The organism is Streptomyces sp. AA4 (genome assembly GCF_000158875.1).
Classification (GTDB): Bacteria; Actinomycetota; Actinomycetes; order Mycobacteriales; family Pseudonocardiaceae; genus Amycolatopsis.
Genome location: NZ_GG657746.1, coordinates 6,327,428 through 6,352,235, shown reverse-complemented (window position 1 = coordinate 6,352,235; position 24,808 = coordinate 6,327,428). Strand labels below are relative to the sequence as shown.

Here is a 24,808-nt window from a genome sequence, read left to right as displayed (position 1 = left end):
TAAGCAACCTGTCTTGGAACGGGGTAGGCTCCCGGCCATGAAGTACCGCCACGCCGACGTCGCACTGGCCGTCAAGCGCCTGCAGCATCGCCACCACCGCGCGCTGAGCCAGGCATTGCAGCCGTTGGGGCTGTCGCTGGTGCAGTGGGATACGTTGCGGCACTTGGACAATCACCCGGAGGCGTCGCTGCACGACCTCGCCGTGCTGACCTTCCAGACCGACCAGTCCTTCGGGACGCTGGCCGCGCGGATGGTCGATCGCGGCCTGATCGAGCGCGTGCCCGGACCGGGCCGGGCGGTGCGGCACCGGCTGACGGAGAAGGGCGCGGAGCTGCGGGCGACGGGGCAGGAACTCGTGGACGTCGTGGTGAAGAAGTCGTTCAGCGGGCTTTCGGCGGCGCAGCTCAATGAGCTGGGTGCGTTGCTGGACGTCGCACTGGAATCCGAGCCGGCGTAACCGGTGCGGGCTCAACTCGTCGAGGCGGGTGCGCTTCCGGAAGCCGCGCCCGAGCCGGCCCGGGCGTAACCGGCCAGCCGGTCGGCGAACGCGCGCATCTGGTCTTGGAGCGCGTCCGGTTGCTCGATCACGAACGCCCGGTCGAGGGCGGCGAGCCGAGGCGGGATCCAGTCGAGGCGTTCGGCTCGGATGCGTGCGCGGGTCCACGGGTCGTCCGCTTCGAGGATGGCGATGGACGGCGGGAACACCGCGCGGATCTCCTCGGCGGTCGCGCGGATCCGCACTGCTACGTCGTGCCGGTGCGGTGCTTGGGCGATGCCGGTGAGCACCTGGTGGGTCGGGTCGAAATCCGTTGGGGCGCTGAAGGTTCCGGCCTGCGGTTCGGCCCGCTCGATCCGGTCGACGCGGAACGTGCGCACCTGTCCGGCACTTGAGTCGAAGCCGGTGAGATACCAACGGCCGGAATGTGCCACGACACCGTACGGCTCGACGACGCGTTCGCTGCCTCGGCCGTGCGCCGCGGTGTAGGCGAGCTTGACCGGACGCTGGTCGCGCGCTGCCTCGGCGACTGCGAGAAGTACCTCCGCCTCGGCGGTGAGCGATGTGCGGGCGGGTGCGGTGAAGTCGGCGACCTGCAGCAACGCGTCGAGCCGACGGCCCAGCGCCTCGGGCAGCACCCGGCGGACCTTCGCGACCGCGCTTTCCGCGGCCGCGACCGACGTGGTGACCAGCCCGGCACGCCGTCCCGCGACCAGTCCGAGCAGGACCGCGAGAGCTTCCTCGTCGGTGAGCATCAGCGGCGGCATCCGGTAGCCCGGCGCGAGCCGGTACCCGCCGTAGCGCCCGCGCACGGAGCGGACCGGAATGTCCAGGTCAAGCAGGTGTTCGACATACCGGCGGACGGTGCGTTCGTCCACGTCCAGTCGCTCGGCGAGTTCGGCGACGGTCCGGGTGCCGCCGCTCTGGAGGATCTCCAGCAGCGCCAGCACGCGGGCGATCGGCCGGGTCATGCGGAGAATTCTCGCAATACCGGGCGGATCCTGTCCACTATTGCTCCTAGCGTGGCCACCAGGCAACGAGAGAGGAACCTGGCCGTGCAGTTGACTTCCGTCCGAATCATCACCAGCGACGTCGACCGTCTGACGTCCTTCTACGAGCAGGTCACCGGCCTCGTGGCGAGCCGGCCGGCGAAGCAGTTCGCCGAGTTCGTCGGCGCGACGGCGACGCTGGCGATCGGCAGCGCCGAGACGATGGCGCTGTTCAGCGCGGGTGCGGCGGTGCCGGAGGAGAACCGGACCGTCATCCTGGAATTCCTGGTCGAGGACGTGGACCACGAGTTCGCGCGGCTCCGCCCGCTGCTCGCCGAGGTCGTGCAGGAACCCACGACGATGCCGTGGGGCAACCGTTCGCTGCTGTTCCGCGACCCGGACGGCAACCTGGTGAACCTGTTCGCGCCGCAGACCGAGGAGGCGCGCGCCCGGCTCGCGAGGTGATCGGAAAACGCCTGGCCGGACCGCCCGGTGACCGGCGAGGATCACCGCATGACACGCGCACTTCTGCTGGAGCGGTTCCGCTGGGCCGACGGACACGCCGATCTCTGGCCGGTTTTCCGGGACGGCGCGGCGTTCGCCGAGGTGGTCAAGGCGCTGGCCGAGCCGTTCCGGGACGCGGGCGTGACCGCGGTGTGCGGGATCGAATCGCGGGGTTTCCTGCTCGGCGGGGCCGTCGCGCTGGAACTGGGCGTCGGATTCGCCGCGGTCCGGAAGGCCGCCGGGCTGTTCCCCGGCGAGAAGCTGACCCGCGAAACGGACCCGGACTACCGGGGTTTCCGGCACGTCCTCCGGATGCAGCGGTCGGCGCTCTCGCCCGGCGACCGGGTGCTGCTGGTGGACGACTGGATCGAGACGGGCAGCCAGGCGCTGGCCGTACGCGATTTGGTGACCGGGGCGGGCACGGAGCTGGTCGGTTGCGCGGTGGTGGTCGACCAGTTGGACCCGGCGAAACGGGCCCGGGTCGGGCGGGTGCATGGGTTGCTGGCTGCGGAGGAATTGCCGGATTGCTGATGCCGCGGAGCTGGTCGGCCGCACGGTGCTGGTCGACCGGTTCGATCCGGTGAAACGGGCCACGGGGTCGGGCGGATGCATGGGTTGCTGGCTGCGGAGGGGTTGCCGGATTGCTGATGCCGCGGAGCTGGTCGGCCGCGCGGTGCTGGTCAATCAACTCGGCCCGGCGAAACGGCTCCGACCCGGGCACACGCGTTGCTGGCCGACCCGGTGGATTGCCGACGCGGAAGCGAGTGCGCCAGGCTCAGCTATTGCTGGGAAAGCAACATCGGAGCGCGCCCGTTCAGCTCCTTGCCGCCACGGAGAATCTGCGCCCGCCCGGCCCCCGGCCAGCTGTTGACCCAGCTCGATCCGCGGATCCCCTTCGCCTGCTTCTTCAGCGGCGCCAGCAACCGCGCGCTTTCCCGGTACGACCCGGAACCGGTCTGGACCAGGCTCGCCAGGGAGAGCGTGACCGGCACCCCGTCGGCGGACCAGTCGTGGCCGAGGACCGCGTCGGCGAGGGACGTGATGTCCTCGACCCCGCACACGACCAGGAAATCGTCGCCGCCTACGTGGCCGACCGTGACGTCGCCGAGTCGCCGGGCGTGGTCGGTCAGGGCTCGGCCGATGGCGCGGATCAGGTCGTCGCCCGCGGCGAACCCGGCGGTGTCGTTGAGCCGCTTGAAATGATCGATGTCCAGCCAGGCCACGACAAACGGCCGTCCGGCGCCGGCGCGGCGGGCGACGTCCTGGGCGATCGCGTCGCTGCCGGGCAGCCGGGTGAGCGGGTTGAGCGCGACCGCGGCCTCGACCTTCACCGCGGCCATCCGGCGCATCACCTCGTTCGGCCGCACCACGCCCTGGTACCGGCCGGACGCGTCGGTCACCACGAGGTCGTCGCCGCTGTGCTCGGCCCCGCCGTCGGCGATGAGTTCGAGCAGTTCGCGGGTGCCGGTGTCGATCCGGACCAGCCGCGGCGGGCCGGCCAGTTTCGCGGCGGGTTTCCCGGAGTACAGCGCGTGCCCGTACCGGCCGGTCACCGCGAGCAGGAACCGCATCCGGTCGATCGTCCACTGTGGACGCGCCTGCTGGTCGAGCCCGACGATGGCCTTCGGCGCGTGCTCGGCGGACAGGATCGCGTGGACGTCGTCGCACGTCGCGTCGTCCGGCAGGGTTTTCGCCTGGCGGAGGAACTCGGGGATCCGCAGCCCGGCGGAGGGCGAGACCACCATGGTGCCCGGCTGGTCGCCGCGTTCGGCGGTGGGCAGCACCCGCTCCGGGGCGGCGGTGGCGAACAGATTCCCTTGCACCAGCCGGATTCCGGAGCGCCTTGCGACGTCGAGTTCCGCGTCGTTCTCGATCCCCGTCGCGACGAGCCGCAGGTCGGTTTGCGCGGCGAACTGGACCAGCGCCTCGACAAGCGCGACGGTCGCCGCGTTCGCCGGGAGCCGGCGCAGCGTCGCGCGGTCCAGTTTGATCATCTCGATCGGCGCTTCGGCCAGCAGGTTCATCGGCAGGCCCGCCGCGCCGAGCCGGTCGAAGGCCAGGCGGAAGCCGAGGTCGCGGAGCCGGTGCAGGCCCCGCAGCAGGGTTCCCGGATTCGGGGCGGCGAGCGGCGCGGTGACTTCCAGGACGACGTCGGCGGGACGGCGGCCCGTGCGTTCCAAGGTCTGGAGCAGCGGGATGAACCGTTCGGCGGGCGCGCCGGCGGTGCTGGCGCTCAGGTTGAGGTGCAGCGATACCCCGGCGGCGGTTGGCCCGACCGCCGCGGCCGCGCGCGCCGCGAGGTCGAGGTCGGCTTCGATCAGCTGGGCGTGGTCGCCCGCCGCGTCGAGGAGATCCTGGACCCAGCCGGCCGCCGGATGCCCGACCGCTTCGACTGCGACAGCCGAGCCGCTGTAGAGGCTGTACAGCGGCTCGAAGGCGAAACGGACCTGGTCGGCGGGGGCGAGCACACGCAGATCCTCGCTCGGAACGCACGGATCTCCATGAAACCGTTATCTCCCGTTGACCTGCCCGGTCGGCGCTCGAACCGGAAAACTTCTCGGGATCGTTGGCTGTGCTCGGGATTCGCGCGATACGGGAGCAAACCGTCGGTATGGCCCGTGAGGACCATCACAATTCGGCTACGCAGCATGCGTGACCAGGTGTGATGGCTCGGCCACGGGCGATGCGCTACGCCAATACGCCGCTGATGTACCGCAGGTCGCCCACGCGCAGATCGTCGTCCCGCAGCGGAGGCAGGCCGTTGGCCGCGAGCAGTTCCCGGACCGTGCTTCCTCGCACCGCCCAGCCGAGCCCCTCCAGATAGGGAGCCGCTTCGTTGCGCTCGCCGAAGTAGCGCAGCCTCGTCATGTCGGTGTCGAAACCCTCGCCGCGCCATTGCGCAGAGATGCGGTCCAGGCGTTCCTTCGTCTTGTCCTCTTCGCCGGGGCGCGGGTTGGGCCGGTTTTCGGTGGCGACGCGGCTGCCCGGCGCGCTGAGTTCGGTGATGGTGTCCAGCAATCGATCTTGCGCTTCGGGCGGCAGATATCCCAGCAGGCCCTCGGCGCTCCACGCGGTCGGCCGCGCCGGGTCGAAACCGGCGGCACGCAGGGCGGCGGGCCAGTCTTCGCGCAGGTCGACGGCGACCGGCCGCCGGTCGGCGGTGGGTTCGGCGCCCAGTTCGGCCAGGGTGCGGGCCTTGAACTCGACCACCGGTTCCTGGTCGATCTCGTACACGACGGTTCCGTCCGGCCAGGGCAGCCGGTAGGAGCGGGAGTCCAAACCGGACGCCAGGATCACGGCCTGGGCAATGCCCGCGGCGGCCGCGTCGAGGAAGAACTCGTCGTAGAACTTGCCGCGGATCTTGGCCGCGTCGACCCAGACCTGCCCGACGAGGGTGCCCGACGCGGTCTCCCCGGACGCCAGTTTGGCGAGCAGGTCGACGCCGACCGCCTGGACGAGCGGTTCGGCGAACCGGTCGGAGAACAGCGTGCCGTCCTCGCGGGTCGCGATCGCCCGCGCCGCCGCGGCCATCGTCGCGGTCGCGCCGACACTGGACGCCAGGTCCCAGGTGTCTCCGTCGTGCCGGGCAGAAGTCATTGTGCCGCCTCGTCTTTCGCCGGGTGCCGAGACCGCAACCTACTCCGATCTCGACACCGTGTCGCACAGTTCGCCAGGTTTCTTCCGGCACCGCGTCGGAGCGTCCGGCCCGCCGTGCTGCGTAACGTGCGGGGCCGTCGAGGCGGTGAGGAGACGACATGACGGCTGCCGCGCGGTTGCTGGAAACCTTGGCGCAGTGGGGAGTCGAGCACGTTTTCTGCTGTCCCGGCACCAGTGAGATACCAGTGCTGGAAGCTCTGATGACCAGCCGGGGCGCACCCGAGTTCGTGCTGACCACCCATGAGGCGATCTCGGTGTCGATGGCCGACGGCTACGCGCGCGCCTCCGGCCGGATCGGCGTTGCGTACCTGCACACGAACGTCGGGGTCGCGAATGGTTTGGCGCATCTGTACGCGGCGCAGGTCGCGCGCAGCAGCGTCGCGATCCTCGCAGGAATCAAGGGAACTGCGACGCTTCCGCACCGCGCGTTGACGACTTCGCCGCGTCTGCTCGAAACGGCCGCACCGTACGTCGGCCACGCCTGGCAGAACCTCCGCGCCGAGGACCTGCTGGAAGATCTCAGCCGGACGCTGTGGCATACCACGGTCGTTCCGGAGCAACCGGCGATTCTCGCGATCCCGCAGGACCATCTGGTCGCGGAACCCGGGGTCGCGCCTCCGGTCCGCTGGGGCGCCCGGCAAGGTCCGGCGGCGGAGGCGGTTCGGCACGCGAGCGCGCTGCTCGACGCGGCACGGCGGCCGGTCGTGGTCGCGGGGTCGGACGTCGCCCGCCGCCGAGCCGAGGCGGACTTGGCCCGGCTGGCGGAACGGCTCGGCGCGCCGGTGTTCGTGGAGTCCCGGCGCGACCTCGAACGCTGGTCGTTCCGCACGGATCATCCGCTCTACGCCGGACTGTTCGAGCCCCGCGCGCCGTTGCTGGCCGAAGCCGACTTGCTGGTGCTCGCGGGCATGCCGACGCCGTTGGAGTTCTCGGCCGAGGTCGCGGCGCTCCCGCCCGGCGTCCCGATCCTGCATCTCTCCGAGGACGCTGCCGAGCCCGGCCGCCGCTATGTCCCAGCCGGAGCTGTCGTCGGCGACACCGCGGCGGTGCTTCGCGGACTAGCCGAAGGGGTTCGCCCGGAGTGCGCGCCTTCGCGGAGCGAGTGGCTTGCCCGAGTGCGCAAGGACAGCGAGGACCGACGCTCCCGCTGGGAGGCCGAAGTCCCGGTGGACGGGGAGTTCAGTGCCGCGGTGGCGATGCGCACCGTTGCGGACGTCATCGGCGGCAAGCGTCTGCTGGTCCTCGACGCGGTCACCTCGACCCTGCCGTTGCTGCGTTTTCTCCAGCGCACGCGGGCGGATTCGCTGTTCGCCACGGCAAGCGGTTCCCTTGGCTGGGGAATGGGCGCCGCGGCAGGCGTTGCGATGGCGCGGCGCGAGCGGGTGCTCGCGGTGGTCGGCGACGGCGTGGTCCAGTTCGGGGTGCCCGCGTTCTGGACCGTGGTACGCCACCGGCTGCCGGTGACATATCTCGTGGTGAACAACGGGAAGTACCAAGCCGTCGTCGCCGGTCTGCGGAAGAGCGGAGGCGAGCGGGCGGAGTATCCGCTCACGGACATCAGTGGCGTTGAGATATCAACGTTGGCGCAAGCGTTCGGCATCAAGGCGTTGACGGTCGACGACGCCGACGGGCTGCGGGCCGCACTCGCCGAGGACCCCGGCCCGGAGGACGGCCCGCGGCTGATCGAGGTCCGCGTGAATGACCAGCTGTGGCAGTGATTCCGACCGTCTGATTCCGACACCGTGTCGGGTCGCGGGCGCGGGATTTGCGTCGCCGAGGCGATGAAGCGAGGGCTCGCGCCGACCTAGCATCGCGGCGATCTCCGCACCCGCACCAGGATTGGCAGGCGACGACGATGGCCCGGTGGGATCTCAGCGAGGCAGACGGGCATCTCTACTCCGGCGGTTGGCGTACCGGAGGGGGAGGCACGGAACCGGTCGTCTCCCCGGGCGACGGCGGGAAAGTGGGCCTGGCCGGCCTCGCTGACCAGCACGACGTCGAACGGGCCGGAGCCCGCGCCGCACAGGCGCAGGCCGGATGGAGCCGAGCGTCGTACCGGACCCGGGCCGACGTCCTTACGCGAGCCGCGGACGCGTTGCGCGACATCCGCACCGACGTCGAGGACGTCCTCGTCCGCGAAAGCGGTTCGCTGCCCGCGAAGGCGAAGCACGAGGTCGACAAAGCGATCGACGAACTGATCGCCGCGGCCGGGCTGGTCACGATGTCGCAGGGCGACCTTCTCCCGGTGGAAGACCCGGCGACGCTGGGTCTGGCCCGGCGGATCCCGGTCGGCGTCGTCGGGGTGATCGCACCCTGGAACGCGCCGCTCATGCTCGCCGTGCGCTCGGTCGCCCCGGCACTCGCGCTGGGCAACGCGGTGCTGGTCAAACCGGACGTGAAGACCGCTTTCTCCGGCGGCGCGGTGCTCGCGCACATCTTCGAGCAAGCCGGTCTGCCCGACGGCGTGCTGCACGTCCTCCCGGGCGGTGCGGCGACCGGCGAGGCGGTGGTGCGTTCGCCGCACACGAACGCGATCTCGTTCACCGGCTCGTCCGCCGCGGGGCGCCGGGTCGGCGAGATCGCGGGCGGCCTGCTCAAGCGGGTAGTGCTCGAACTCGGCGGCAACAACGCGTTCATCGTGCTGGCCGACGCGGATCTCGACCGCGCCGCGGCCGGTGGCGCCGCCGGGACTTTCCGGCACCAAGGCCAGATCTGCATGGCCACCGGACGGCATCTCGTGCACGAAAGCATCGCCGACGAATATGTCGCACGGCTCACAGCAGCGGCGGAGAAACTGCGGCTCGGCGACCCGAAGACACCCGGGACAACGCTCGGCCCGCTGATCACGACCGCGCAGGCCGAGCGGGTGCACGGCATCGTCGAGGCCGCGGTCGCCGACGGCGCGCGGGTCGTGCACGGGGCCACGCACGACGGCGCGTTCTACCAACCCACTGTCCTGGACGGCGTAACAGCTGACAACGCAGCTTTCCGCAGTGAGATCTTCGGCCCGGTCGCGCCGGTAACCCGCTTCTCGACCGAAGAAGAAGCACTCGAACTCGCCAACGCGACCGAATACGGCCTGTCCGCGGCGATCCACAGCCGCGACGTCGCGCGTGCCCTCGGCTTCGCGTCCCGGTTGCGCGCCGGGATGGTCGCGCTCAACGGCCAGACCATCTACGACGCGGCGCACATCCCGATGGGCGGTCTCGGCGCGTCCGGCAACGGCGGACGGCACGGCGGGCACTGGAACCTGGACGAGTTCACCTACTGGCAGTGGGTGACGGTTCCGACCGTCCAGTCCTGAGCGTTTCCGACACCGCGTCGGACTTTCCTACACGGTGTCGGACGCCCGCGGCGGAGATTCCCGCAGCGGACCGATTCGCCGGCGCGGCGATTTCCGTAGCTTCGAATCGTCGCCCGGTGCGGGCCCGTCACAGACAAAGGAGTCGGAGTACATGGACATTTCCGGTGCCACCGGGGCGCTGACCGGCGAGCAGTACAAAAAGAGCCTCGACGACGGCCGCGAGGTCTGGCTCGACGGCAAGCGGATCGGGAACGTCGCGGAACACCCCGCGCTCAAGCCGACCGTCGACGAGTTCGCCCGGCTGCTGGACCTGCGGTTCGCCACCCCCGAGGGGCGGGCGGCGACCCTGTTCAAGTCCGAGGAGACCGGCAACGAGGTCAGCTACGCGTTTTCGCTGCCGAAGACCCCGGAGGAATTGCGCGCCAAATTCGCCGCGTCGGAATGGTGGATGCGGGAAAGCCTCGGGCAGCTCGGCCGTTCGCCCGACTTCATGTCGAATGTGGTCGCGGGACTCGCGGATTACGCCGACGAACTCGAACAGAACCGCGAAGGGTTCGGCCGGAACGCGCGCGATTACCGCCGGTTCGCGATGGAGCACGACCTCGTCCTGACCCACGCGCTCGGCGACCCGCAGATCGACCGCAGCGCCAGCCCGCTCGACGACCCGGACCTCGCCCTGCGGGTCGTCGAGGAGCGCGAGGACGGCGTCGTCCTGCGCGGCGCGAAGCAACTCGCCACGCTCGCGCCGTTCTCGCACGAGGTGCTGGTATATCTCAACGGCGTCACCGCGGCGCGCGGCGCGGAGGACTTCGTCATCTGGTTCGCGCTGCCGATGAACGCGCCGGGCCTGAAGATCCTGCTGCGCGAACCGCTCGGCGCGCCGGAGAGCGGCCACTCGCATCCGCTCGGCAACCGGTACGACGAGCAGGACGCGATGCTGTTCTTCGACGACGTTTTCCTGCCGCGCGAACGGATCTTCCTGCTCGGCGACTCCCTGCGCGCGCTCAAGGGCCTCGGCCGGATCAACGTCTGGAGCCTGCAGAGCACGCACATCCGCTTCCTCGCCCGGATGAAGTTCTTCACCTCGGTCGCGAAGAAGCTCGCGCACTCCATCGGCGTGGACACGTTCCGGGGCATCCAGGAACAGCTCGGCGAACTCATCTCCTACGTCCAGACGCTCGAACTGGCGATCAAGGGCGCCGAGGCCGACGCGGTCGTGACGCCGGGCGGGCACCTCGCGCCGGGCAATACCAACGGCGTCGGCTTCTGGTCGGCTGACATCTCAGCGCGGATGGTTCAGATCTTGCGCCAGGTCGCCGCTTCCGGCCTCATCATGCAGCCGACCGAAGCCGACCTGGCGAACCCGGAGCTGCGCCCGTTCCTGGACCTCTACATGCGCGGCCACGACATCGGAGCGGCGGAGAAGGCGCGGCTGTTCCGCCTCGGCTGGGAACTCGCCGGCTCGAGTTTCGGGATGCGCCAGGAACTGTACGAGTACCTGCACCGCGGCGACCCCGGCGCGGGCCGCACCCGGCTGCTGCGCTTCTACGACACGTCGGCGACGGACGCGCGCGTCGACGAACTCATCAGCAAGCCGCTCGGCTGAGACCGCAAGGAGCATCCCGTGATCATCGACGTCCACGGCCACATGTCCGCGCCGGACGCCTACTACGCCTGGAAAGCCTCGCTGCTGTCCCACCGCGGCGCGCACGGCGGCAAATCCCCGGCCATCAGCGACGACGCGCTCGCCGCCGCGTACCGCCATCCGCACCCGAGCTTCGGCGACATCTCCCATCTGGCGCACCTCGACGGCGCCGGGATCGACCTGCAGATGATCTCGCCCCGCCCGTTCCAGATGATGCACAGCGAACGTCCGGCCAAGCTCGTGCAGTGGTTCACCGAGGAGACCAACAACCTCATCCACCGCGCGACCGAACTGTTCCCCGGCCGGTTCAAGGGCGTCGCCGGACTCCCGCAGAGCCCGGACCTGACGCCGCGGGACTGGACCGCCGAACTGCGCCGCGCGGTCACCGAACTCGGCTTCGTCGGCGCGATGCTCAACACCGATCCGCACGAGGGCACGGAAACCCCGCTCGCTCTCGGCGACCGGTACTGGTACCCGGTGTACGAGGTGCTGTGCGAACTCGACGTGCCGGTGCTGCTGCACGCGGCCGGATGCAAGCCGCCCGCGCGCGAGCCGTACAGCCTGCACTTCATCCAGGAAGAAACCATCGCGGTGTGGAGCCTCGTCAACTCGACCGTGCTGAAGGATTTCCCGGAGCTCAAGGTGATCGTCTCGCACGGCGGCGGCGCGATTCCGTACCAGGTCGGCCGGTTCCTGCCGTCGGTGGTGCGCACCGGAGTGTCCTATCTGGACAAACTGCGCCGGCTGCACTTCGACTCGTGCCTGTACACGCGGGACAGCCTGGAGCTGCTGATGAAGGTCGTCGGCACCGACCGGGTGCTGTTCGGCTCGGAGAAACCGGGCACCGGCTCGCAGCTCGACCCGGACACTGGCCGTTGGTTCGACGACATCCATCTGCTCATCGACGACATCGCCTGGCTCGGCGAAAAGGAGCGCGCCGACGTCCTCGAGAACAACGCCCGCGCGCTCTTCCGGCTCTGAGGGGAAGGTCATGACCGAGATCGTCGCCGGGATCGGCACCTCGCACGGACCGCAGCTGAAGGCGCCACCACCGCACGCCTGGGATACCAGAGGCACGGCGGACCGCGCCAGCAAAGCGCTGAAGTTCCGCGGCGAGACCTACACCTACGAGGAACTGCGCGAGCTGCGGGAGGACTTCTCGAACGAGATCGCCCCCGAGGTGATGGCGCGCCGGTGGGAAAGCTGCCAGCGGTCGATGGACCGGCTCGCGGACTTCCTGCGCGCCCAGGAGGTCGACGTCCTCGTCATCGTTTCCAGCGACCACAAGGAAACCTACGGCGACGAATGGCTCGCTCCGTTCTCGGTGTTCTGGGGCGACGAGGTCGCGCACGTGCCGTTCACCCGCGCGCAGCTCGACGCGATGGCCCCGGGCCTGGCCGAGGCCGCGGCCGGCGACGTCCCGGACCGCACGATCATGCGGCCCACCCACCGCGCGCTCGGCAAGCACATCATCCAGTCCACGCAGGCCGACGACTTCGACACTGGCGCCACCGAGGTCATCCCCGCCGGACGGTACGAGAACCACACGATTCCGCACGGCTTCGGGTTCATCTACCAGCGGTTCCTCGGTCAGGAATCGACGTTGCCGATGGTGCCGATCTTCATCAACACGTTCTGGGAGCCGAATCCGCCGGGCGCCAAACGCTGCTACGACTTCGGGCGCGCGGTCGGCCGGGCGATCCGGTCGTTCCCCGGCGACCTGCGCGTCGGCGTGGTCGCTTCGGGCGGGCTCAGCCACTTCGTGATCGACGAGAAGCTGGACCAGGAGTTCCTCCAAGCCCTGCGGGACCAGGACGCCGGCTACCTCTCGTCCGTTCCGGCCGCCGAGATGCGCTCCGGCGCGTCGGAACTGCGCAACTGGATCGCGGTCGCCGGCATCGCCGACGAGGCGGGGCTCGCGGTGACGAGCGTGGACTACGAGCCGTGCTACCGAACGGAAGCCGGCACCGGCAACGCGATGGGTTTCCTTACCTGGGAACGGAAGTGACTATGTCTCCCGAAGAAATCATCACCGCACTGCGTGGGCTAGACAGCTGCGCGGTGTCCGATGCACTGGACACCCTCGGCCTGCCCGGCGCGGTCACCGCGCTCAAGCCGATGTGGCCCGTCGGCACCGTCCTGGCCGGTCGTGTGCGCACCGTCACCGCCGCGCCGAAAGCGACCGCCGGACCGGCGACGCACATCGCCACTCCGCTGGTCGCGATCACCGAGCCGGACGACGTCGTGGTGATCGACAACCACGGCCGCACGGACGTCTCGTGCTGGGGCGGGCTGCTCGCCGAGGCTGCCGTCCGGCGTGGCGTGGCCGGCGTCATCGTGGACGGCGCCTGCCGCGACGTCCAGGAGAGCGAAGCCCTGAAGCTCCCGGTCTTCGCGCGCACGGTTGTTCCGGTCAGCGCGCGGGGCCGCATCGTGCAGGCCGCGATGGACGAGCGTATTCAGATCGCTGGTATCTCAGTTGCCCCGCGGGACTTTGTGCTCGCGGACGGCAACGGCGTCGTCTTCGTCGCCGCTGGAGACGCCGAGCGCGTCGTCGGGCTCGCGCAGCGGATCGCCGAAAGGGAAGCCCGGATGGCGGAGGCGGTCCGGGCCGGCCGTGACGTGCAAGAAGTCATGCACGATTCCCAGTTCCCCTCAGTCACCGTGGAGCAGCGCTGATGTCTCTCCTCGACCGCTTCTCCGTGCTCGGCACCGCGACGGTCTCCGACGCGCTCGACAAGCTCAAGCGCCCGGGCAGCCTGCTCGGTCTCGCCCCGCTCGCGGACGGACAGCGCATGGTCGGCCGCGCGTTCACCGTGCGGTACGTCAGCGCGCAGGTCCCGGCGGGCACCGTCGGCGACTTCATCGACCAGGTCGAACCGGGCCAGGTGATCGTGCTCGACAACGACGGCCGGGTGGACTGCACGGTGTGGGGCGACATCCTGACCGCGGTAGCGCACCAGCGTGGTATCTCAGGCACGGTCATCGAAGGCGTCTGCCGCGACACACACCGCGCACTCTCCGTCGGCTACCCGATCTACAGCCGCGGCCGCTTCATGCGCACCGGCAAGGACCGGGTCGAGGTCGCCGAGGAACGCGGGCCGGTGACCATCGGCGGCGTGACCGTCCGGCACGGCGACATCCTGCTCGGCGACTCGGACGGGGTCGCGGCGATCCCGCAGGATTGCGAGGACGACGTCCTGGAGGTCGCCGAGATGATCCAGGCTCGCGAGGAAGCGATCCTCGCCGCCGCGCTCGGCGGCGCGACGATCGCCGAAGCCCGCGCGAAGTACGGCTACCACGATCTGCAGCGGGCGGACGCATGACCACGTTGGCGGAGGACACCAAGGAACTGCTGACGCTCGGCACGGCGACGCTGTACGAGGCTTCCGGTCTCGACTGCTTCCTCGACGCCGCGTTCCGGCCAGCCTGGGACGGTGCGCAGCTGGTCGGCCGCGCGGTGCCGGTGTCGGCGCAGATCGGCGACAACCTCGCGCTGCACCACGGCATCGAGGCCGCCGGACCCGGGGACGTGCTCGTGGTCGACGCCGGTGGCGCGCCGTTCGGGTACTGGGGCGAGGTGATGGCGGTCGCCGCGCAGGCGCGCGGCATCGCCGGTCTGGTCATCGACGGCGGCGTCCGCGACACCCAGCAACTCGCGTCGCTCGGGTTCCCGGCGTTCAGCACGGCGATCTCGATCCGCGGCACGATCAAGAACTGGCCGGGAACCGTCGGCCGCCCGATCACCTTGCGCGGCCGGGTCGTGCGCCGCGGCGACGTCGTCGTGGCCGACCGGGACGGGATCATCGTGTTCCCGGCGGACGAGTACGACCGGGTGCTCGCCGCGTCCCGGGCGCGGGCCGAGAAGGAAGCGTCCTATCTGGACCGTCTCCGGGCCGGAGAGACCACTGTGGACATCTACGAGTTCCGCCATCTCGGCGTTCCGGACGAGGCGAGGTGCGCCCCATGACCTCCGACCAGCAACGGATCGACAGTTTCCGCCAAGCCGCCGGGCGATTCGCTTCCGGGGTCACGGTGGTGACCACCGCACTCGACGGGCACCTTTACGGAATCACTGCGACGTCGTTCGTTTCCCTTTCGCTGAACCCGCTTCTGGTGACGGTCTCGATCAATTCGCACAGCCCGATCCTCGACGAGATCCGGGCGAGCGGGGTCTTCGCGATCAATGTGCTCGGCCGTCATCAGCAAGACGTGTCCGCGTGTTTCGCCCGACGGGGTCGCGGCCGGAGCAAGGAACGGTTCGACGAGGTCGAGACGCACACCGAGGCCACCGGTGCGCCGGTCGTCACCGGCGCGCTGAGCTGGTTCGACTGCACCGTGCACACGATGCTCGGCGGCGGCGACCACATCATCCTCGTCGGCGAAGTCGTTTCCGCGGGCGGCGGCACCGGGCAGCCGTTGCTGTACTGGTCCGGCGAATACCGCGAACTCAGCACGGCGGAAGAGGCCGAGGCGGACATCGGCCGGATCGCCGATTCGCTTTCCATCCAGCTGCATTTGCACGGGATGCGAACCGAACAGCTTCTGGAGGCGCAGCACGCGGTCGAACCCGCGGCCGCCGCGCTCGCCGCCCGGGCCGCGGCGGACGACCAGGTCGCGCAATTGCGGGCGCTGGTCGAGGAATCGGAGAAACACGTCCACGACGCCAGCCGGTACAACCCGCTGTCGCTGGAATTCCACGCCCGGCTCGGCTTGCTCAGCGGGAACCCGGCGATCGCCGCGTCGGTCGGCGCGCTCAACCGGCCGCGCGAGAGCGTGTATGCCGTGCACACCAATGCCGAACGGGCGACCCGCGCGGTCGACGCGCACCGCCGCATCCTCCAGGCCATCGAGGACCGGGACGAGGACGCCGCCCGCCGGCTGATGACCGAGCACCTTGGCGTGGTGGCGCAAGGAATGCCGTGCTGAACGGAGAAACCATGGACGCGGACGTCCTCATCGTCGGGGCCGGTCCGGTCGGCCTCGTCGCCGCTTTGGATCTGAGCAGCCGCGGCGTTTCGGTGCTCGTCGTCGAGGAGCGGGAGTTTCTCGAACCGCCGAACGTCAAGTGCAACCACGTCGCCTCGCGCACCATGGAGAGCTTCCGGCGGCTCGGGATCGCGGCGGAGGTGCGCGCCGCCGGACTGCCGCGCGACTACCCGCAGGACGTCGCGTTCCGGACCTCGCTGACCGGGCGGGAACTGTCGCGCATCCCGATCCCGGCGAGCGGCGAACGGTACACCTCGCGCGTCGGTCCCGACACGAGCTGGGCCACCCCGGAACCGCCGCACCGGATCAACCAGACCTTCTTGGAACCGATCCTCGCCCGGAACGCCGCTGCCGCACCCGGCGTGACGCTGCTCAACCGCACCCGGTTCCATTCGGTGAGCCAGGACGAATCGGCCGTGTCGGCAGTAGTGTCCGATGGTTCGGGCGAACGCACGCTGCGCGCGCGGTACTTCATCGGCGCGGACGGCGGCCGTTCCGCGGTGCGCAAGCAGATCGGCGCGAAGCTGAGCGGCGATCCGGTGCTCCAGCACGTGCAATCCACCTGCATCCGCGCGCCGAAGCTGTACTCGCTGATGTCCGCCGACGAACCGCGAGCGTGGGGTTACTACACGTTCAACTCGCGCCGCGTCGGCCACGTGTACGCGATCGACGGCACGGAAACCTTTCTCGTGCACACCTATCTTTCCTCGGCGGAAGAAGCAGTCGACCGGGACGAGGCGATCCGGGCGATTCTCGGCGTGGACGAGTCGTTCGAGTACGACGTTGTGTCCAAAGAGGACTGGGTTGCTCGCCGGCTGCTCGCCGACCGGTTCCGCGACCGGCGGGTGTTCCTTGCCGGGGACGCGGCGCACCTGTGGGTGCCGTTCGCCGGTTTCGGGATGAACGCGGGCATCGCGGACGTGCTCAACCTGACCTGGCTGCTCGGCGCTCGTCTCGCCGGCTGGGCCGAGGAAGGGATCCTGGACGCCTACGAAGCCGAGCGGCGGCCGATCACCGAGCAGGTGTCGCATTTCGCGATGAACCACCAGCGGAAACTCGCCCGGCCCGGACTTCCCGCCGCGCTGGAAGACCAGTCTCCGGAGGGTGAAGCCGCGCGGGCGTCGTTCGGTGCGGCGGTGCGGGAGTTGAACGAGCCGCAGTTCGCCGCCGCTGGCTTGAATTACGGCTACGCGTACCACGATTCCCCGATCATCGCCTACGACGGCGAGGAAGCGCCTGGTTACACGATGGGCAGCTACACACCGTCCACTGTGCCCGGTTGCCGTGCCCCGCACTTCACGCTGGCGGACGGATCCTCGCTGTATGACCAGTTTTCAGCTGGCTACACAGCCGTCACCGCCCGGGGAGTTGATATCTCAGCGCTGACCATTGAAGCGGCAGACCGAGGTATCCCATTCGCGGTCGTTGAAGTCGACGCGCTGCCGGACGAATATCTTTGCCCCATGACGTTGGTACGTCAGGACCAGACCGTGGTGTGGCGAGGTGCTCCGCCCGACCGGGCGGCGGCGGCCGAGTTGTGGGAAAAGCTTCGCGGCGCTTGACCCCCGGCCCACGGTGAAGGCCTCCTCGAGGAAATCCCTCCAGGAGGCCTTCACTGGTTTCCGGTGAGCGTCAGCGCCGGATGATTTTGCTGGCCGCCATGGCTTTCAAGCCTTCGACCCCGAACTCCAGCCCGTATCCCGACGACTTGGTCCCGCCGAAGGGGATCGCCGGATCGACGCCGCCGTGCTGGTTGATCCACACGGTGCCCGCCTCCAACCGCTGCGCCACCGCGTCGACCGCTTCGGCGTCCGCGCCCCACACCGAAGCGCCCAGCCCCTGTTCAGTGCCGTTGGCCCGGCGCACCGCGTCGTCGACGTCGGAGTACCGGATCACCGGCAGCACGGGTCCGAACTGCTCCTCGTCGACCACCGCGGCACCGTCCTCGACGTCCGCGATGATCGTCGGCCGGTAGAACAGCGGCCCCAGTTCCGGTGCCGGCATGCCGCCGGTGACGATCCGGGCGCCGCGCGCCCGCGCCTCCTCGACCAGCCGGGAGACGATCTCGAACTGCGCGGGATTCTGCACCGGACCGAGCCGGTTCGCCTTGTCCTGCCCCGGTCCCATCGGCGCCTTCTCCGCGCGTTCGGCCAGCGCGGAGACGACGTCGTCGTAGATCGATTCGTGCACGTAAAGCCGTTTGAGCGCGGCGCACACCTGGCCGGTGTTCATGAACGCGGCCCAGAACAGCTTGTCGGCGACGGCGTCGACGTCCGTGCCGGGCAGCACGATCGCGGCGTCGTTCCCGCCCAGTTCCAGGGTCAGCCGGGCGAGGTTGCCCGCCGAGCTTTCGACGATCCGGCGGCCGGTCGCGGTCGAGCCGGTGAACACGATCTTGGCGATCCGCGGATGCGCGGCCAGTGCCGCGCCGACCTCGCGGTCTCCGGAGAGCGCAGTCAGCACGTCCGCGGGGAGGTGACGGCGGAAGATCTCGGCGAGCGCGAGCACGCTCAGCGGCGTGTTCTCGGAAGGCTTGAGCACCACGGTGTTTCCCATGCGCAGCGCCGGCGCGACGTGCCACACCGCGATCATCACCGGGAAGTTCCACGGGCCGATCGACGCGACGACGCCGAGCGGGACGTAGTGCTGTTCCGCGCCGTCCGGCAGCGACTGCGGTTCGAGCACCGTGTCCGCCGCGGCGCGGAGCCAGTGCGCGGCGCCGTGCACCTCACCGGCACCGCCGGCTTTGCCTTGTTCCGCCGTGATGATCTCGCCGAGTTCCTCCGCGTGCGCGTCGAGGTCGTCCGCGATGACGTGCAGGATCCGCGAGCGTTCAGCGTGTCCCAATGCGGCCCAAGACGGTTGCGCCTCGGCAGCCGCGGTGATCGCGGCGTTGAGCTGGTCGACCGTGTGCACCGGTGCGTGGCCGACGACTTCCCGGGTAGCGGCGTCCAGAATCGGCCGCCCGCGGTCGTCGGCGACCGAGACGGTGGTCAGCAGTGCGTTCATGCGGGACCCTTCCGTAAAAGTTCACATTGAATATAGTCAATTGCGGGCCAAGGTGGCTAGCTGCGGCTAGCGAAGACCGGCGAGCGTCGCGATGCGCAGTCCGGCGTGGAGTTCGCGCCGCACCTTCCCGTCGGCGAGATCGACGTCGGCGACGGCGCGCACGCGATCCAGCCGGTAGTAGAGGGTGCTGCGGTGGACGTGCAGGGTCAGCGCGGTGCGTTGGGCGTCGCAGCCGCAGTCGAGGTAGGTCTCCAAAGTCTGCGCGAGGTCCGGTCCGGACTGCGCGTCGAGCAACCGTCGTACGGCATCGGGGAGATCTGAGATATCAAGGTCTTCGAGCGGGAGTTGCAGCAGCAGCCGGTCCAATCCCAACTCGGACCAGTGGACCACGCAGCCGGTGTCGCCGCCGCGCAAAGCGATCCGGGCTTCTCGTAGGGACCGATGCACTCCCGACAGCGGCGCGTGCGCTCCGCCGACCCCGGCGTGCAGGCCGGAAAAGGCAGGCTGCGCAAGCAATGTCGACAGTCGATCGGTGTCGATTTCGTACGGCACCAGCAGCACGGCCTCGCTGCCGAGCACCGCGCCGACGGCTTTCAGCGTGGGGAAGACGGGGATGCTCGACAGCGCCCGGTCCAGGACGAGCCGGAGCGTTGCCGAGCTGGGCTCGGCCCGCGGCGGGGTCGCGATCGAGATGACCGTGTAGTGCGGGACGGGGGAGAGCAGGCTGCTCGCGAGCAGTTCGTCGGCGGCGCGGACGCGCTGGTCGTCGTTGCCTTCGAGGAGGGCGGCGAGCAGCCGTCGCGCGCGGTCCTCGTCCTCGCGGTTGCCGAGTGCCATCGCGGCCAGCAGCAAGCCGATCTGCGCCCGGCGTTCGCGCAGCTCGTCGTCGTCCTCGTAAGCGGATACGTCGTCCTCGGGGATCGTCGAGGAGAGGTAGCCGACGAGCCGTCCCTCGTGCCGGACCGGGGCGACGAGCCGGGACTGTCCTCCGTCGAGCGGCGGGATCCGGACCGGGCCTTGGGCCTGGCCGACGCGGTAGTCCCGAATGGACTCCCGGGCGCGCGAAGATCCTTTGTGCGACAAGATGATCGCCAGCCGGGCGTGGTCGACGTCCTGGTCGTGCACGCTGAACGCGATCACCGTGAAGTCGACGTCGAACACGATGACCGGCCGCCCGAGCCGGTCGGCGTAGGCCTGCACCTGTCCTTCGAGAGTCATGCTCGCCTCTTCCGTTGCCAGCTGCCGGAGATTTGATCTATATTCATTATAGACATTTGACGAGAGGGATCCGCATGGCACAGATGACAGGCGGTGACGCGCTCGCCCGGGCGCTCATCAGCGAGGGCGTCGACACGGTCTTCGGCATTCCCGGGGTCCAGCTGGACGGGCTCACCGACGGCATGTACCGCGAGCGCGACCGGCTGGAGCTGGTCGTTCCGCGGCACGAGCAGGCGACGAGTTACATGGCGGACGGCTACTACCGCGCGTCCGGCCGTCCCGGGGTGGCGATGGTCGTCCCTGGTCCTGGTGTGCTGAACGCGGGCGCTGGGATGGCAACGGCGTATGCGTGTTCGTCGCAGGTGATGCTGCTGGCCGGGACGATTCCGTCGCCGCTCGTCGGCGGCGGGCTTGGCGCGCTGCACGAGATTCCCCGGCAGACCGACACGGTCCAGGGGCTGACCAAATGGTCGGCGCGGCCCAAGCGGGTCGAGGAGATTCCGGATCTCGTGCACGAGGGGTTCCGGCAGATGCGGACGGGGCGGCCGCGCCCGGTCGCGCTGGAGCTGGGGCCGGATCTTCTTCATGCGGTGGCGGATCTGAAGCCGGGGGAGCCGTTCGGGGTGCGGGAACCGGAGGCTCCGGAACGGGACGTGGTCGAGCTTGTCCGGTTGCTGGCGGCTTCTGAGCGGCCGGTGGTCCATGTCGGCGGGGGGATGCGGGATCCGCGGGCGTTCAAGTTGCTGGCCCGGCTTGCTGAGCTGCTCGATGCGCCGGTGGTGATGAGCGAGAACGGGCGCGGCGCGATCGACGCCCGGGATCCGCATGCGTTGCCCGCGTTCGCGTTGTGGGAGTTGCGGGCCACTGCGGACTTGGTGGTGTCGTTCGGCAGCCGGTTCCTGACGCCGTTCGGGCAGCAGTTGAATGTCGGGGACGCTCGGCTCGCGTTGGTGAATATCGACGCCGCTGATCTGCGTCCGCCGCGGCAGCCGGATCTTGCTGTTAACGCGGATGCGGTGGCGGTGTTGGGGGCGTTGGTCGAGCGGCTTTCGCCTCGCGTTGCTTGGGGTGCCGAGCTGGTCCGACTGCGGGAGGATTGCGAGGCTCGGATTCGTAAGCAGGCCGGGCCGCAGATGGAATTCGTGGACGCGATCCGGGCGGCGTTGCCGGAGGGCGGGGTTTTCGTCAATGAGTTGACGCAGATCGGGTATGTGTCGACTTATGGGTTTCCGGTGCGGGCTCCACGGTCTTATGTGTGGCCTGGGTATCAGGGGACGTTGGGGTATGCGATGCCTACCGCGCTGGGGGCTGCGGTGGGGGCCGGTGGGCGGCCGGTGGTCGCGGTTACCGGGGACGGGGGGATCGGGTGGTCTCTCCAGGAGTTCGCTACCGCCAAGAAGTACGGGATTCCGTTGGTGACCGTGTTGTTCGAGGACTCTCGGTTCGGGAATGTCTGGCGGATTCAGCGGGATAGTTACGGGGGCCGGTTCATCGGGTCTGAGCTGACTAATCCGGATTTTGAGATGCTTACCCGGGCGTTCGGGTTGGACTTCGCGCTTGCGGAGGACGCTGCGGCGGTGGAGAAGCAGGTGTCGGCGGCGATCGCGGCTCGGCGGCCTGCGGTGGTCGAGGTGCCGGTGGATGTGTTTCCTTCGCCTTGGCCGTTGATTCACGAGAAGCATTGAGGGGGCGGGTGGCTCGTCGCCTGGCGGCGACATTGCGCCTCGGTGTGGAGGCGGGCACCCCGATTTTTTAGTGTGACTACGGCGCTGGGGCGCTTGTCAAGGCAGGAAAGATGCCTTGACAAGCGCCCCAGCGCCGTGTTTTTGGCTTCGTATCGGGGATGGGGGAGGGGTGGGTGCCTCGTTGGCTGGGCGGATTGGTGCGGTTTTTTAGGGGTGGGTTAGGTGGCTTAGTGCTAGTGCGGCTAGTGCTGCTGACTGGTCGGGTAGGACGCTGTCGTCGAAGACTGCGCGGGGGGAGTGGTTCATTTCTGCGGTGTCTGGGTCGGTGCCGTTCGGGGTGGTGCCTAGGAAGATGAAGGCACCGGGGATCTCGTTGAGCACTGCGGAGAAGCTTTCCGACGCCATGATCGGGTGTTCCAGTGGTACCGCGCGTTCCGTGCCGAACAGATCGCCTAGCACGGTCAGCGCGTGTGTTGCGGTTTGTGGGTCGTTCGAGGTGACTGGGTAGACCGACCGGAATTCTGTTTCTGCTCGGCAGCCGAAGGCTGACGCGATTCCGTTTGCCAGTCCAGGGAGTTCGTGGGCCAGGATGTCGACGTTCTCTGTGGACAGTGCGCGGATTGTCGCGGCTAGCGTTGCTTCGTCGGGGATGGCGTTGATGATGTCGCTTGCCTGCATTTTGGTCACTGACAGCACGACGGGATCGAAGACTGGGAAGCGTCGAGTGACGTAGGTGTGCAGGGCGGAGATGATCTGTGCAGGCTGCTGGCGCCCGCCATGACCGAGCCGGGGCGGGTTGTGAATACGCCAGCGTGGCCGGGCAGTACGTGGATGCCGTAGGCCGCTTCGACGCCGGAAAGGATTCCCTCGTCGATCATTCGTCGTGCGCCGCCACCGGCTTCCTCGCCTGGTTCGAACATGAAGACCACGGAGCCGGCGATTTCGGCTCGGCGGGTGTTCAAAAGCTTCGCTGCGCCGACAAGTGCGGCTGTGTGCAGGTCGTGGCCGCAGGCGTGCATCAATCCCGGCGTCTGGGAGGCGAACGGCAGGCCGGTCTCTTCCGTGACGCGCAGTGCGTCCATGTCCGCGCGCAGGAGGACTGACGGTCCTGGGCGCGCGCCGCGCAGGATCGCGACGATCGAGGTGAAGTCGTGGGGGCCGGGGGTTGCTTCCAAGTCCAGCGGGGCCAGTGCGGTCAGCACCGTCCGCTGGGTGCGGGGCAGGGCGAACCCGGCTTCGGGGTGGGCGTGCAGGGTGCGGCGGAGTGCGACCAGGTCGGGCAGGAGGGCGGCGGACTCGGCGAGGATCGAGGAAACCGGCAAGATGGGCTCCTTGGGCAACGGTGCGTACCGCGCTGGTGACGCCAGCGGCTAATGTCTACAATCAATATAGACGATGCCGGGTGTTCGGGGTTCCGGTGCGCCTCTAATCTGTCACTACGCGTGACCCGCGTCGGCGACGTCACCGGACCGAGTACTTCGGAGGACCCTTGCCGCAGATCACGAACACCGCCGCTGCCGTCCAGGTCGCTCGTGCGCTCGAGGACGAGATCGTCTCGGAGGGCTGGAGCGCCGGGCACTTCGTCGGGCGCCGTCAAGAACTGATGGCGCGCTTCGGGGTCGCGCCGGCGACGTTGAGCGAGGCGATCCAGCTGCTGCGCGCCCGCGGCATCGTGGACGCGAAGCCGGGTCCGGGCGGCGGGATCTTCGTCGCGACGCGCTCGCCGTTCACGCACCTGAGCGATCAGCTGCTGCAACTGCGCGAGGGGAAGGCGACGGTGGAGAACTGCCTGCGCGTGCTGGACGCGCTCGACGGTTCGGTGCTGCACGACGCGGTCGAGAACGCGAGCGACGAGGACATCGCTGATATCTCAGCGTGCGCCGAGACGTTGAAGGCGGCCTGGGATTCCGCCGAGGCTCCGACGGCGATCTGGGCGCTGCACGCGCGGATCGCGCAGGTGTCGCCGAACGAGCTTTTGCGCAGCCTGTATACGAATCTCGTCGACTACATCATCGCCGCGCGGCTCGAGGGCGTCACCGCGCCGACCACGCAGGAGCGGTTGCGCACGCACCTCGACTTCGCCGAGGCGGTCCTGAAGCGCGACCACGAGCTGGCGGAGTCGGCGATTTCGCGGCACCGCCGGCCTGCGGTGGCAGCCCGGCCTTCCTGAGATCTCAAGACGGCGAACTTGATGGATGTACACGCGCTCAGAATTATGTATATTCATTACAGTTAATCACCCGGCTTGAGGAGGATGCATGCTGCTGGAGCTCCGCAGTGTGGTCGACCGCGTGCTCGCCGCCCCCGATCGCTCGTCCCGCGGTGCGCAGCCGCCGATCCGCTTGTCCCAGAACGAAATGCCGTGGGCTCCCGCCGACGTCATCGTCGCCGCGATGACCGAAGCGGCCCGGAATGCCCACCGCTACCCCGATTACCACCGCGCCGCGGCACGCGCCGCCGTCGCCGGGGCGATGGGTCTGGACGCGGGGCGCATCGCGATCGACAACGGTTCCGGCACGCTGCTGCACGCGCTCGCCCGCCTGGTCTGCGAACCCGGCGTGCACGGCGTCCGTCCGGCACCGTCCTTCGAGGCGTACGCGGCGGCGCTTTCGCTCGCCGGCGCGGAGTCCACAGAGGTCGGTCTCGACGCGAACGGCGCGATGGACCTCGACGCGATGCTCGCCGCGATCGGCCCGGAAACCCGCATTGTCTACCTCTGCAATCCCAACAACCCGACTGGCGGGCTGCGCGGTGTCGAGGATATCCGGGTCTTCCTGAAAAGCGTTCCGTCGCGCGTGCTGGTTGTTGTCGACGAGGCGTACCGCGAGTTCGTGTCTGCCGAACCGGTGGACGCGACTGTCGGATTGCTCGACGAGTTCGAGAATCTCGTGCTGCTGCGGACCCTGTCCAAAGCACACGGTTTGGCGGGAATCCGCGTCGGTTATGCCGCCGCCGCACCGCGGATCGCGGAAGCCCTGCGCCGCACGTCCGTCGGGTTCGCGCTCAACAGCGTGGCCGAGGCGGCGGTCATCGCGGCGTTGAGCGCCGAAGGATTGGCTGTGGCGAAGGAAAGAACCGCCGTCATCGTCTCCGAGCGCGCCCGCGTCGAGGCCGCGCTGACCGCGGCGAACGTCGCGTTCGTGCCCAGCCAGGCGAATTTCCTTTTCCTGCCCGGAGACGCCGCCGAGCTGCTGTCCCGTTTGGAGGCTCGCGGCGTGCTCGCGCGGCCGTTCCCGAAGGCGGGCGGGGCGCGCGTGACGATCGGGCTGCCCGAGGAAAACGACGCGGTGCTCGCCGCCCTGATCTGATCAG

At 69.2% G+C, this 24,808-nt stretch carries 23 protein-coding genes; 16 read left to right on the top strand and 7 right to left on the bottom strand.

Annotation, left to right across the window (positions count from 1 at the left end; all coding sequences use genetic code 11):
• Nucleotides 1-37 precede the first annotated feature (37 nt).
• A complete protein-coding gene (locus SSMG_RS28990) occupies nucleotides 38-457 on the top strand; it encodes a MarR family winged helix-turn-helix transcriptional regulator (protein WP_009081906.1) in 420 nt (139 codons plus the stop codon).
• 11 nt (nucleotides 458-468) lie between these two features.
• On the opposite strand, the gene SSMG_RS28985 is transcribed toward SSMG_RS28990, so the two are convergent.
• Nucleotides 469-1,467 carry a YafY family protein gene (locus tag SSMG_RS28985; RefSeq protein WP_009081904.1) on the bottom strand — a complete coding sequence of 333 codons (999 nt, stop codon included), beginning with the start codon at nucleotides 1,465-1,467 and terminating at the stop codon, nucleotides 469-471.
• 84 nt (nucleotides 1,468-1,551) lie between these two features.
• Between SSMG_RS28985 and SSMG_RS28980 the strand changes: the two genes are divergently transcribed.
• Both SSMG_RS28980 and SSMG_RS28975 read left to right on the top strand, forming a co-directional pair.
• Nucleotides 1,552-1,950, top strand: a complete 399-nt coding sequence (locus tag SSMG_RS28980; protein ID WP_009081903.1) for a VOC family protein — start codon at nucleotides 1,552-1,554, stop codon at nucleotides 1,948-1,950.
• 48 nt (nucleotides 1,951-1,998) lie between these two features.
• Nucleotides 1,999-2,520 (top strand): phosphoribosyltransferase family protein, encoded by a 522-nt coding sequence (locus tag SSMG_RS28975; protein ID WP_037715183.1) that lies wholly within the window; start codon nucleotides 1,999-2,001, stop codon nucleotides 2,518-2,520.
• A 248-nt stretch (nucleotides 2,521-2,768) separates the two neighbouring features.
• Here SSMG_RS28975 and SSMG_RS28970 read toward each other — a convergent pair whose 3' ends face one another.
• Both SSMG_RS28970 and SSMG_RS28965 read right to left on the bottom strand, forming a co-directional pair.
• On the bottom strand, nucleotides 2,769-4,457 hold the full coding sequence (locus tag SSMG_RS28970; RefSeq protein ID WP_037715181.1) for a bifunctional diguanylate cyclase/phosphodiesterase: 1,689 nt from the start codon (nucleotides 4,455-4,457) through the stop codon (nucleotides 2,769-2,771).
• 220 nt (nucleotides 4,458-4,677) lie between these two features.
• Nucleotides 4,678-5,586: an SAM-dependent methyltransferase gene (locus SSMG_RS28965; protein WP_009081897.1), complete on the bottom strand. Its 909-nt coding sequence runs from the start codon at nucleotides 5,584-5,586 to the stop codon at nucleotides 4,678-4,680.
• A gap of 158 nt (nucleotides 5,587-5,744) precedes the next feature.
• Here SSMG_RS28965 and SSMG_RS28960 point away from each other — a divergent pair, with 158 nt between their 5' ends.
• From SSMG_RS28960 to SSMG_RS28915, 10 genes are all read left to right on the top strand, one after another.
• Nucleotides 5,745-7,364 carry a thiamine pyrophosphate-binding protein gene (locus SSMG_RS28960; protein ID WP_009081895.1) on the top strand — a complete coding sequence of 540 codons (1,620 nt, stop codon included), beginning with the start codon at nucleotides 5,745-5,747 and terminating at the stop codon, nucleotides 7,362-7,364.
• 137 nt (nucleotides 7,365-7,501) lie between these two features.
• Nucleotides 7,502-8,950: an aldehyde dehydrogenase family protein gene (locus tag SSMG_RS28955; RefSeq protein ID WP_009081893.1), complete on the top strand. Its 1,449-nt coding sequence runs from the start codon at nucleotides 7,502-7,504 to the stop codon at nucleotides 8,948-8,950.
• A 151-nt stretch (nucleotides 8,951-9,101) separates the two neighbouring features.
• A complete protein-coding gene (locus SSMG_RS28950; RefSeq protein WP_009081891.1) occupies nucleotides 9,102-10,556 on the top strand; it encodes a 4-hydroxyphenylacetate 3-hydroxylase family protein in 1,455 nt (484 codons plus the stop codon).
• Nucleotides 10,557-10,574: 18 nt separating this feature from the next.
• Complete coding sequence (locus SSMG_RS28945) at nucleotides 10,575-11,576, top strand: amidohydrolase family protein (protein WP_009081890.1); 1,002 nt, start codon at nucleotides 10,575-10,577, stop codon at nucleotides 11,574-11,576.
• Nucleotides 11,577-11,586: 10 nt separating this feature from the next.
• Nucleotides 11,587-12,603, top strand: a complete 1,017-nt coding sequence (locus SSMG_RS28940) for a hypothetical protein (RefSeq protein WP_009081888.1) — start codon at nucleotides 11,587-11,589, stop codon at nucleotides 12,601-12,603.
• 2 nt (nucleotides 12,604-12,605) lie between these two features.
• Nucleotides 12,606-13,274 (top strand): RraA family protein, encoded by a 669-nt coding sequence (locus SSMG_RS28935; RefSeq protein ID WP_009081886.1) that lies wholly within the window; start codon nucleotides 12,606-12,608, stop codon nucleotides 13,272-13,274.
• Nucleotides 13,274-13,921, top strand: coding sequence for an RraA family protein (locus tag SSMG_RS28930; protein WP_037715179.1), 648 nt, complete (start codon nucleotides 13,274-13,276; stop codon nucleotides 13,919-13,921). Before SSMG_RS28935 ends, SSMG_RS28930 begins: the two co-directional genes overlap by 1 nt.
• A complete protein-coding gene (locus tag SSMG_RS28925) occupies nucleotides 13,918-14,565 on the top strand; it encodes a 4-carboxy-4-hydroxy-2-oxoadipate aldolase/oxaloacetate decarboxylase (RefSeq protein WP_009081883.1) in 648 nt (215 codons plus the stop codon). Before SSMG_RS28930 ends, SSMG_RS28925 begins: the two co-directional genes overlap by 4 nt.
• Nucleotides 14,562-15,524, top strand: coding sequence for a flavin reductase (locus SSMG_RS28920; RefSeq protein ID WP_009081881.1), 963 nt, complete (start codon nucleotides 14,562-14,564; stop codon nucleotides 15,522-15,524). Before SSMG_RS28925 ends, SSMG_RS28920 begins: the two co-directional genes overlap by 4 nt.
• A complete protein-coding gene (locus SSMG_RS28915; RefSeq protein ID WP_009081879.1) occupies nucleotides 15,518-17,146 on the top strand; it encodes an FAD-dependent monooxygenase in 1,629 nt (542 codons plus the stop codon). Before SSMG_RS28920 ends, SSMG_RS28915 begins: the two co-directional genes overlap by 7 nt.
• A 70-nt stretch (nucleotides 17,147-17,216) precedes the next feature.
• On the opposite strand, the gene SSMG_RS28910 is transcribed toward SSMG_RS28915, so the two are convergent.
• Nucleotides 17,217-18,593, bottom strand: coding sequence for an aldehyde dehydrogenase family protein (locus SSMG_RS28910; RefSeq protein WP_009081878.1), 1,377 nt, complete (start codon nucleotides 18,591-18,593; stop codon nucleotides 17,217-17,219).
• 66 nt (nucleotides 18,594-18,659) lie between these two features.
• Nucleotides 18,660-19,811 carry a CdaR family transcriptional regulator gene (locus tag SSMG_RS28905; RefSeq protein WP_100266918.1) on the bottom strand — a complete coding sequence of 384 codons (1,152 nt, stop codon included), beginning with the start codon at nucleotides 19,809-19,811 and terminating at the stop codon, nucleotides 18,660-18,662.
• Between the two features lie 14 nt (nucleotides 19,812-19,825).
• On the opposite strand from SSMG_RS28905, the gene SSMG_RS28900 reads away from it, so the two are divergent.
• The gene (locus SSMG_RS28900; RefSeq protein ID WP_009081877.1) at nucleotides 19,826-21,496 is read left to right on the top strand and encodes a thiamine pyrophosphate-binding protein; all 1,671 of its coding nucleotides are present in this window, start codon (nucleotides 19,826-19,828) and stop codon (nucleotides 21,494-21,496) included.
• A 207-nt stretch (nucleotides 21,497-21,703) separates the two neighbouring features.
• Here SSMG_RS28900 and SSMG_RS47265 read toward each other — a convergent pair whose 3' ends face one another.
• Nucleotides 21,704-22,192 (bottom strand): M20/M25/M40 family metallo-hydrolase, encoded by a 489-nt coding sequence (locus SSMG_RS47265; RefSeq protein WP_234392764.1) that lies wholly within the window; start codon nucleotides 22,190-22,192, stop codon nucleotides 21,704-21,706.
• Complete coding sequence (locus SSMG_RS47260; protein ID WP_234392763.1) at nucleotides 22,180-22,818, bottom strand: M20 family metallopeptidase; 639 nt, start codon at nucleotides 22,816-22,818, stop codon at nucleotides 22,180-22,182. Before SSMG_RS47260 ends, SSMG_RS47265 begins: the two co-directional genes overlap by 13 nt.
• A gap of 167 nt (nucleotides 22,819-22,985) precedes the next feature.
• On the opposite strand from SSMG_RS47260, the gene SSMG_RS28890 reads away from it, so the two are divergent.
• Nucleotides 22,986-23,666 (top strand): FadR/GntR family transcriptional regulator, encoded by a 681-nt coding sequence (locus SSMG_RS28890; RefSeq protein ID WP_009081874.1) that lies wholly within the window; start codon nucleotides 22,986-22,988, stop codon nucleotides 23,664-23,666.
• Nucleotides 23,667-23,754: 88 nt separating this feature from the next.
• Complete coding sequence (locus SSMG_RS28885; RefSeq protein ID WP_009081873.1) at nucleotides 23,755-24,804, top strand: histidinol-phosphate transaminase; 1,050 nt, start codon at nucleotides 23,755-23,757, stop codon at nucleotides 24,802-24,804.
• Nucleotides 24,805-24,808: the final 4 nt, after the last annotated feature.